At 47.9% G+C, this 8,463-nt stretch carries 13 protein-coding genes; 12 read left to right on the forward strand and 1 reads right to left on the reverse strand.

The window, feature by feature from the left end:
- The coding region (locus ACKI4H_RS09620) for a helicase C-terminal domain-containing protein (RefSeq protein ID WP_407305329.1) at positions 1-490 on the forward strand (490 nt) is incomplete at its 5' end.
- Here the strand turns inward: ACKI4H_RS09620 and ACKI4H_RS09625 are convergent.
- Positions 470-1,252: a hypothetical protein gene (locus ACKI4H_RS09625; RefSeq protein WP_407305330.1), complete on the reverse strand. Its 783-nt coding sequence runs from the start codon at positions 1,250-1,252 to the stop codon at positions 470-472. The two genes, ACKI4H_RS09620 and ACKI4H_RS09625, sit on opposite strands and share 21 nt — an antisense overlap.
- Positions 1,253-1,440: 188 nt before the next feature.
- Here ACKI4H_RS09625 and ACKI4H_RS09630 point away from each other — a divergent pair, with 188 nt between their 5' ends.
- The 11 genes from ACKI4H_RS09630 to ACKI4H_RS09680 form a co-directional block, all read left to right on the forward strand.
- Positions 1,441-2,493, forward strand: coding sequence for an AAA family ATPase (locus ACKI4H_RS09630; protein ID WP_407305331.1), 1,053 nt, complete (start codon positions 1,441-1,443; stop codon positions 2,491-2,493).
- Complete coding sequence (locus ACKI4H_RS09635; RefSeq protein WP_407305332.1) at positions 2,493-2,783, forward strand: hypothetical protein; 291 nt, start codon at positions 2,493-2,495, stop codon at positions 2,781-2,783. Before ACKI4H_RS09630 ends, ACKI4H_RS09635 begins: the two co-directional genes overlap by 1 nt.
- A gap of 2 nt (positions 2,784-2,785) precedes the next feature.
- On the forward strand, positions 2,786-3,358 hold the full coding sequence (locus tag ACKI4H_RS09640; RefSeq protein ID WP_407305333.1) for a hypothetical protein: 573 nt from the start codon (positions 2,786-2,788) through the stop codon (positions 3,356-3,358).
- Positions 3,355-3,765: a hypothetical protein gene (locus ACKI4H_RS09645; protein WP_407305334.1), complete on the forward strand. Its 411-nt coding sequence runs from the start codon at positions 3,355-3,357 to the stop codon at positions 3,763-3,765. The genes ACKI4H_RS09640 and ACKI4H_RS09645 overlap by 4 nt, the downstream gene beginning before the upstream one ends.
- Positions 3,766-3,973: 208 nt before the next feature.
- On the forward strand, positions 3,974-4,354 hold the full coding sequence (locus ACKI4H_RS09650) for a hypothetical protein (protein WP_407305335.1): 381 nt from the start codon (positions 3,974-3,976) through the stop codon (positions 4,352-4,354).
- The gene (locus ACKI4H_RS09655) at positions 4,341-4,850 is read left to right on the forward strand and encodes a hypothetical protein (protein WP_407305336.1); all 510 of its coding nucleotides are present in this window, start codon (positions 4,341-4,343) and stop codon (positions 4,848-4,850) included. The genes ACKI4H_RS09650 and ACKI4H_RS09655 overlap by 14 nt, the downstream gene beginning before the upstream one ends.
- Positions 4,851-5,315: 465 nt before the next feature.
- Complete coding sequence (locus ACKI4H_RS09660) at positions 5,316-6,476, forward strand: hypothetical protein (protein ID WP_407305337.1); 1,161 nt, start codon at positions 5,316-5,318, stop codon at positions 6,474-6,476.
- On the forward strand, positions 6,473-6,670 hold the full coding sequence (locus ACKI4H_RS09665; RefSeq protein WP_407305338.1) for a hypothetical protein: 198 nt from the start codon (positions 6,473-6,475) through the stop codon (positions 6,668-6,670). The genes ACKI4H_RS09660 and ACKI4H_RS09665 overlap by 4 nt, the downstream gene beginning before the upstream one ends.
- A 452-nt stretch (positions 6,671-7,122) precedes the next feature.
- Positions 7,123-7,650 (forward strand): hypothetical protein, encoded by a 528-nt coding sequence (locus ACKI4H_RS09670; protein ID WP_407305339.1) that lies wholly within the window; start codon positions 7,123-7,125, stop codon positions 7,648-7,650.
- A gap of 2 nt (positions 7,651-7,652) precedes the next feature.
- Positions 7,653-7,835 (forward strand): hypothetical protein, encoded by a 183-nt coding sequence (locus ACKI4H_RS09675; RefSeq protein ID WP_407305340.1) that lies wholly within the window; start codon positions 7,653-7,655, stop codon positions 7,833-7,835.
- A gap of 237 nt (positions 7,836-8,072) precedes the next feature.
- On the forward strand, positions 8,073-8,463 hold a 391-nt coding region (locus ACKI4H_RS09680; protein ID WP_407305341.1), incomplete at its 3' end, for a hypothetical protein.

Below are 8,463 nucleotides of genomic sequence, written 5' to 3' on the forward strand. Positions count from 1 at the left end.
GGACCACCACACCAAGCTGGGTGAGCGAGGCATCGTGCTGGCGCCTTCGTTCGCGGTCGTTGAATCCCTCGCTGAGACCCTGCGCATGATGAAAGGCGGCTACAAGGTGTTTGAGCACGTTCGTGGTGAGAAGTTGGCTGAGCTGCTCGAACAGTTCAAGGCGTACAGCGGTGGACCAGCGGTTCTTCTGACGCCATCTGGCTTCGAAGGTCTTGACCTTCCTGGGTCTCTTTCTAGATATACTATAATTGTTAAAGCTCCTTATGCTTCATTAGGAGATAAACGAATTAAGGTCATTCTAGAAACATATCCAATGATTTATGCAGAAGCTGCATTAATGAAAATTGTTCAAGGGGCTGGCCGTTCTGTCAGATCACAAGACGATTATGCCACCACATATATTCTTGATACAGCAGCTCAAAAACTGTGGAGAAATAATGAGTGGGCAGATGAATTTGAAGTATCATATTCATCCGAGCTTGGAACGTAAACCAGATTTTGAATAATTATGGCCTTCAGGGCGTGAACAGAAAACGACTTGCCAGCCTTTTAGTTTCCCACCAAAAGGCAATTGCTGTTTTCTGTATTTCATTAACATTTGATAACTTAAACCTAAACTTTGAATAAATTCTTTTCCTGATTGATTTTCTGGTTGAGTAAATGTTTCACCAGCCGGAGATAACAATACCCATTTAGTCGTATTTGCATTCTTACTTCCTTTAGAAGTCCCATGCAGTTTCATACCGACACTAATATTGTTGCCAACATCTTGACGTTGGTTGTGTGAAAGATTATTCCAATAAGTAGTTTTTCTATTTGACGCATCAATTATTTCTTTTTGTGATTTTCTTTTTCCTAAATTCTTCAATCCAATTTTTGCTGCCACTTCTGGCGTATTGCGTAAACCCATACGTGACGCTGAAATCTTTCGCTTTGTTTCTTCACTTTTTGGGCCATAATTAACCCATTTTCCGTTTGCCCGATTAATAGATTTATTTAATAAACCTTTATTATATCTAAGTTCAAGTTGCCATTCCATTTCTTTTCTAAGCGCATCTTCAGTTGAGTGTGTTTCATAAAGTCGTGTAATTTTCCATTTTGAAATATTCTCAAGAATTATAGGCTTAGCATAATTTGATGAAGTGAAATAAGTAGTTAATAACTGTGATGGGTGTGCATTAATACAATATCGTGACCCAACATAAATGTGACCATCGGTTGATTCAATTACATAAGCAAATGGTATTCTCATGGCTTCTCCTATCCAGACATTTATTTACGGATCGGCTCAACCTATACTTCTCAACCACACATCGTCTTAAGCGGCTTATAATGGCTTCTATAAACAGACCACTCAGAGCATTACGCGGAAGAATAGTTCGTGGTCTTTCGCGTGCTCCGCTTTTGAATAGAGATATGAACAAGATAAGGAAAAATAGAATGCCTAACTCGTTCCCTAAACGCCACGAGACTGCAATGGAGGACCTGCAGAACTTCGGTCCTCAAGAACTTCCACGCACTGAGGTCATGCTCGGGGTGTACGGCACTGAGGAATGGATCTTCGCAGATGTCCTGCGCAAGCGGCACCTGACCGGTGTCAACACGATCCAGATCGACATCACCTGGCTCATCCCTGCCTCGTTCGACCTCGCTGAATGGGTGCTCGACAACATCGACACAAACTATACCTTCTTCTCCGCCAACCGCGTCATCGCTCAAAGCGTTGATGGCCTGCTGAAGGTTACCAGCGGTCGTGACAAGATCGAGGTAGAACACGTTGGTGATCCCAAGTGGGTCAAGTCCTGGATCGAGAAGTTTGATGCGCAGTTCAAACGCGCCGAAAGTCTGATTGAATGGGTTTACAACAGTCGCGGTGATGAGATCAGTGTTCCGTTGAACTACCGCCCTGCTATCCGTGCTGCATATCCATGGATCAAAAAGGACCTCAATGAGTACATCGATGACTACCTGAACTCAAACGCTAGCGTCCTCATCCTCATCGGCCCACCCGGCGTCGGCAAGACCTCCTTTATCAAGTCACTTATCCACCGCTCGGGCGGCAACGCAAAGGTCGCGTACGATGAGAAGGTGATGGGTGACGATGGTCTGTTTGCTGGCTTCATCGATGACGATTCCCGCTTCCTCATCATGGAAGATGCTGACGCGTTCCTCCAGGCACGCACCGACGGCAACACCATGATGCACAAGTTCCTCAACGTTTCAGATGGTCTTATCTCAGCTGCAGACAAGAAACTTGTCTTCTCGACGAACCTTCCAAACGTTAAGGACATTGACTCTGCTCTCATGCGCCCTGGTCGATGCTTTGATGTCCTCGAATTCCGGCCTCTGACTGTTGAAGAAGCTGAAGCTGTGATTGCTGAGACAGGTCACGGCTCTCTGCCTAAAGACAAAAGTCAGATCACCCTTGCTGAAATCTTCTCTCAACAGCCAAGTGAAGGAAGCCGTCGTAAATCTGGCATGGGGTTCTACTGATGATTCTTTCTTCCCGCCCTGACGAACTGGTGGTGGGCTCTGGCCCATACACCATGAAGTTCAAAATTGAAGAGCTTGAACTTATTGGAGCACTTCTGTATGTCACGCGTCTTGGTAATGGAATGTACCAAGACGCGGCCTTCAATTTAATTGCTGCAATTGAAAGCTTAATGGGCGGCGATTTTCTTGAGGAATCCTCAAACGCCGTATCGCCAATTTTTTCGATCTTGGACGATCAGTGTGATATAATAGAGCAATACAGCAGTGAGTCGATTACGATAGAGGTTTAGTCATGTCAAAATTCGTGTACGCGGTCGAGGGTCTCGACCGCCTCGGCAAGTCAACCCTCATCGAGGGCATCAAGCAAAAGCTAGGGTTCTTTCAAGTCATTCACTTTGGAAAACCTGAACGCCTTGATGCCTACAAGGGCTCAGTTGCATCTATCCCCGCTGAAGCTGACCCCCAGCTTTACAACTATCAAGCCGTTGGGTTTCGCAACTCGATGAAGCTCTCTCAATCTGGCGCTCGAATCATCTTCGATCGCTGGCACCTAGGTGAAGCAGTCTATGCACCGCTGTACCGTAAGTACGACGGCGACTATGTCTTCGACATGGAAATCCGCTTCAACCTCGATCAGACCAACATGGTTCGCCTAATTCTCCTGGTCGAGGACTTCGATGTCAGCCGTCACTTCATTTCTGATGGCGACAGCTTCGACGATACGAAGCGTCAAGAAGAGCAGAGTCTCTTCATCGAGGCTTTCAATAAGTCTCATGTCCGCGACAAGCGGATCGTTTGCGTCACCGATAGACAAACTGGTTTGTTCCGTTCCACTGAATCCATTTTGAAGGATGCTTTGTCATGAAAGCGAATGTTGAAATTACCTGCGGTGAACCGATCATCGATCACAACCCGACCAACTGCTTTCAGCTCGTTCTCGAGTATTCCCATGGCGACGCTGACGGTAAGTCCGAGAAGACCATCCTCTACACTGAAGGTGAAATCGAGGACCTCAAGCAGGACTACGCTGCGGTCAAAACGATCGATGACTTCGGCGACAAAGACAAGATCAAGGAATACTACCAGGGTCAGGGCATGAGCGAGGACGAAGCTGAAGATGCGGCCAGCGACTTCCGCGACAACTTCCACGAAGGCGATCACACCACCGACTACAGTGAAACCGCGGCGTGTTCGAGTGTCGAGCTGTTCTGGTACGACGCGGGTGGCGTGAAGCACGACGTCAAGGTCAAGATCGACGGCGAAGAGATATGAAATTCTCGGCGATAAGTGCTAAGGACGGTGCTGCTGAGCGGCTTCACACCAGTTTGGCGCAAGGTTACCTGACCTTCATTTATCACCATGCAGACCCTGGGCATATCCTGGTCAGGGACAAGTTCTTGTATGTGCACAGCGATAGTGAATTGGTTGAAAAAATTAACCTTCTTAAATGTGATTTCACAATTAGGAGTTTGATAAAATCATGATCATTGGAAAAATTGATGCGCAGCTTAAGGGTCTGACACATTACTTTACAGGTGCTCCTTGCAAGCACGGTCACCTCGTAAATCGTCTTGTGACAACTGGGGCTTGCATTGAATGTGCAAAAGTCAAAAGGAAGAAATGTTCTCCACCTACTGGATTCCCAAAAGGACGACCAAGAACTGGAGAAATTCGGCCTCTTTCTGTAAATGCTATCAAGATGGCTGAGTACCGAAAGAACAGACAAGCCTGCGACCCAACATACAAGGACGCGCATAACACGCGCACCTCAGCTTGGCAAGCAAAGAATCCTGAACGAGCACGAGAAATTGCTCGTAATTCTTATAAACGCAGAAAAGAGCGAGAAAATGGCAACGAGTAATTTTGGTGCAGCGTTCGATAAGCTTCATCCAGACATTCAACTGAAGATTGCACGGGCGCTGCAGACGCGTAAACTGCATTACATTGAGGCCATGCGACGTGGTTACAATGGCATGTCCAAGGTCGTCATCATCGGCGACACACCTGGTCCTGGTCGTCCCACGACCCCAGGTTATCACCACACCCCCTTCTACAGCACGAAGAACTCCAGCCTGTGGGTGAACCGCCTGCTTGCTGAAGCGGACATCGACGAGCGTGCCCTGTTGTGGTTCAACGCCGAGCTGGCTGACGGGAAGGCGCTAAATCCAATCCACGTGCAGGACCTCATGCGCTTGAACCCGACGTTCATCGTGCTGGGTGGCAACGCCGAGAAATGGTTCAAGATGGCCGCACCTGGTGTGAAGTACGTAAAGGTCTATCACCCGCAGTTCGCAAAGCGGTTCAAGTCCAAGGAACCGTACGCCCTCATCGATGAGATCAAGAAGGCAATTGTATGACACTCCACGAAGCTTTCAGCTACGCAATAGGCCTAAGAGAAGATTGTAATGTGATGCTCGACAAAAAGAATAACGAATATCACGTGATTCGTCTTTTTGGCGTAGAGCACTGGCTTCAGCACTACAAGAACATCGCAGAGGTGCGAGTCAAAATGGACGTGAGGATTCTATGAGAAAGTTTTATTGCATCCAGGCGGTGAGCTCGCAAAAGTGGTTAACTTCAAGTAAGCACGAGAGCATTCTTGGTGAGTTTCATGAGGCAGCTATCTATCGCGGGTCTCAAGACCGATAAGTAATACGAGCACGGCGATCATGGTAAAAGCAACACCATGATCGCCGTCGTGTTATAATTATTTACAAATAACCTGTCCTTAATTTTTGGGTCACACTCCCTCGCGATATCTTGATCCAGCATACCAAGTGTCAAGCGTAGTCCAACCAATAACATAAACGAAAGCATTTCTCATGGCAAAAATCCTCATCTGTGGTATGAACAAAAACCAATGCACACGAAAATTTTATTTACGTCAGCAACTAAAAGTAGTGCCCAGTCATTATTCTCTGTATAACTGTTTAATTGATATGGGACATACTGTCGAACAACGACAAGTGACAATTGGCGAAGATCTTAGTATGTTTGATGAAATAGTTGTCTTTATTGCGGGGCCTAGACAATTAGTGGCTACACAGGTTTTTGAAGGTCTTTATGCTATCGCACAACGTCCAAATTGCATACTTGCCGTAGACGATTGGCAGGTGCCTGACCTCTTCAAAGGAATTATTAAATGTGAAGACTGGAATGAACTGACTGCAAAATTTATTCTTGATGTTAATAAGAAAACCATTGAAGATGTTGAGCCGTTCAAAGAACAATTTCTTGCAGCTACGAAGCAAATTGCTTCAATGAAGAACCGCATGCTCATCAGTGCGTTCCGCACTGAGCACCTGAATGATCCAGATAATTACGGTCCTCACCTGCTGTTCGACAAGATCGAGTACCCACGTGAGAAGCTGTTCGTCTTTAACCCGAATCCATATCACCGTAATCGCTCTTGGGAAGATGTTGGTCACGAGGGCGACGAAGACCCAACGTGGAAGAGGTCGCCACTCGACATCACTCAGACACCGCGCCCTGAGAAGGAGCGTCGCTTCAACTTCGCGTCTCTGGTGCAATCAAAGACCCAGAAATGGTTGAAGAAGCAGGGCTACACTGGCAATCCGAAGAACGACGAGCAAGGTGACATCGCTGGTTGGCCAGTTGACCTCTACGGCTCTAAGGCAGACACTCAGAAACGTCTCACCGAGGATGAAATGGTCAAGGTTCTCACCCGTGACTGGGGGTGCTTGATGCCAGGATACGAGCATGCTGGTTCTGGCTGGTGGCGTGCACGTCCGCTTCAGTGTGCTCATGCTTTCTCGATCCTCATCGGTGAGGAGAAGGAACTCCGCGTCTACTACGGCAAGGAGTACAAGTACTACGGCCTCAAGGCGACTGACCTCGTGAACCTCAGCGAGGACGAGTTGGCAGAGATTGCCTTCGAACAGCACAAGTGTCTGTTCGAAATTCACGGTCTTGACAAACGCCAACAGCAGAACGAACTGCAAGCTGTACTAGACGCAAAATGAATGAACCACTTCGTCACCCAATCTTTACACGGCTGTTTCGCCTAAAGATATTTGACAAACGCCATCACGAGCTGAACAATCGGGGCCAAGCTCTGTGGGACGAAGTGGTTGAGCTTTGCGAAGAAATCCGTAAACATGGATGGACTGCTGAACGCATGGCACATTGTTTAAAAATTTTAAAGAATCAAAAATGAAACCATACGAACTGAACCGCAGGTCATGGCACTTCCAATTGGCGAGCCGCTTTGGTGGGCTTGCCACTCACGACGACATTTGGGGCAGGGAACTCAGCCTGGACTTCTGTGCATACATCCGTTGTGTCGCTTGGGCGATTATCACGATCACGTTTGTCGGCGGTTGTGCCGCGTTCCTCGGCTTCTGTATCTATGACCTCGGGCATTGGGTCATAGAATGCATCAAGGCAGGAAGGCTGATCACACTCCAGCAACGTCTCGCAGGACTTCTCGTATACACACTTTGCGCTCTATTGTTCATTGCAACGATAGTTGGAGGAATAATTGGTACGATAAAACTGCTGGACTGGGGGACTGCCCGCACCTCAAATACTGAGCCAGGTTTCATTAGACACACGTACAGGGCGCTGAGGCATAAGACATGCGTCCGCATAATAATTAAGGACTGAGCAATGACCCAAACCACTGAAGATATTATCTTTGTTATTCATACTAATAAATATTCAGGCAGCTTTGAGCGGCAACTATGTGCGTATATCACCGGACAAATTGGTGAGTGCGATGTAGGACGCGAGCTTGCTGAGTTGTTTAAGGAAGAATTAGGCGAACAGGAACAAGGTGGCATATATGACTTCGAGAGCATCATTGGCAGTCAGCCTGATGACCATGGCATCTATCGCCCCTGTGAAATTTGGCCAACTCCTGGTCGATGGAACGACGGGCACGGAAAGCACTTTGATTTGAAGGAAGGTGACACGGGTCAGCACTGCCCTGCGTACGAGTCAGTCGCGATCTATTTTGATGAAGTTCCATCAATGGCAATGATCAAGTTGATGAAAGAGCGGTCCTATGTCTACGCGAAGGAGCACTACATGGAGCCATATTTCAAGGACCGCACTCCTCTGACGATCACTGGATTTACGCTCATAAGGAAGACGACCAAAACAGTGCTCACCGAAGTTGAACTTCCACTGGAATAAAAATGAACATCACAATTGAACAGCTGCGCGAGTGCGTCGAGGCTTCTCGACGCACTATCAAGGTCCACACGCCAAGTACGGACTATTACGCGAGAAGCGGCGACCATGACACCGATGAGCTGACGTACATGGGCCCTGAGCGCTTCCTTGAAGCAGTCAACAACATCGTGGCCGCGAACGAGTAAGCCAGATGTGGGAGCGACGCGTCGCTCCACCACCAGTGTACAAAATGTAGGGCATAGGTTATAATTGACCTATGTTCTACATTCTCATACCCATGCTTTCAGCATACTGGATAACATTCCTGGTAATTTCAGCAATTGTCCAGTACGCATGTGATCGACCACATCATGCTCTGCTTTGTGCGGGTGGTGCCGTCGCCTTCTTCATCGTCTTCATCGTCTCTCACCTGGTAAATCGCTATGCACTGGATTCTGCAAAACAACCTGTTCAATGAGTCGGCCTATCAGGTCCTCTTGGAGACCCTCGAGCGCTTCAACATTCCGCACTCGATCCACAAGGTCATCCCCTTCATCGGTGAGCTCGTGCCTGAGCCTGAGCTCGACACGAAGAACGTGATCTGCATGGGATCGTACTCGCTCCGTCACTCTGCTGACAAGTTCGGCTGGAATCCTGGCGTCTTCGACCTCGAGCCAATGGACTTCCTGGCGCAGATGATGCGCTGGGGGAAGCACATGCTGAACCACGACTCAGTTGTGAACCACTTCGACAACTCCTACTTCCCAGAAGAAGAGATGTTCGTGCGCCCGATTCACGACTCGAAGGTCTTCGCGGGCCAGGTGATGAACAAGC

The sequence above is a fragment of the Acinetobacter sp. genome (assembly GCF_045628685.1).
Lineage (GTDB): Bacteria > Pseudomonadota > Gammaproteobacteria > Pseudomonadales > Moraxellaceae > Acinetobacter.

Coding starts and splice junctions, on each gene's coding strand:
- ACKI4H_RS09625 (WP_407305330.1), bottom strand. CDS start 1,252: ATGAGAATACCATTTGCTTATGTAATTGAATCAACCGATGGTCACATT.
- ACKI4H_RS09630 (WP_407305331.1), top strand. CDS start 1,441: ATGCCTAACTCGTTCCCTAAACGCCACGAGACTGCAATGGAGGACCTG.
- ACKI4H_RS09635 (WP_407305332.1), top strand. CDS start 2,493: ATGATTCTTTCTTCCCGCCCTGACGAACTGGTGGTGGGCTCTGGCCCA.
- ACKI4H_RS09640 (WP_407305333.1), top strand. CDS start 2,786: ATGTCAAAATTCGTGTACGCGGTCGAGGGTCTCGACCGCCTCGGCAAG.
- ACKI4H_RS09645 (WP_407305334.1), top strand. CDS start 3,355: ATGAAAGCGAATGTTGAAATTACCTGCGGTGAACCGATCATCGATCAC.
- ACKI4H_RS09650 (WP_407305335.1), top strand. CDS start 3,974: ATGATCATTGGAAAAATTGATGCGCAGCTTAAGGGTCTGACACATTAC.
- ACKI4H_RS09655 (WP_407305336.1), top strand. CDS start 4,341: ATGGCAACGAGTAATTTTGGTGCAGCGTTCGATAAGCTTCATCCAGAC.
- ACKI4H_RS09660 (WP_407305337.1), top strand. CDS start 5,316: ATGGCAAAAATCCTCATCTGTGGTATGAACAAAAACCAATGCACACGA.
- ACKI4H_RS09665 (WP_407305338.1), top strand. CDS start 6,473: ATGAATGAACCACTTCGTCACCCAATCTTTACACGGCTGTTTCGCCTA.
- ACKI4H_RS09670 (WP_407305339.1), top strand. CDS start 7,123: ATGACCCAAACCACTGAAGATATTATCTTTGTTATTCATACTAATAAA.
- ACKI4H_RS09675 (WP_407305340.1), top strand. CDS start 7,653: ATGAACATCACAATTGAACAGCTGCGCGAGTGCGTCGAGGCTTCTCGA.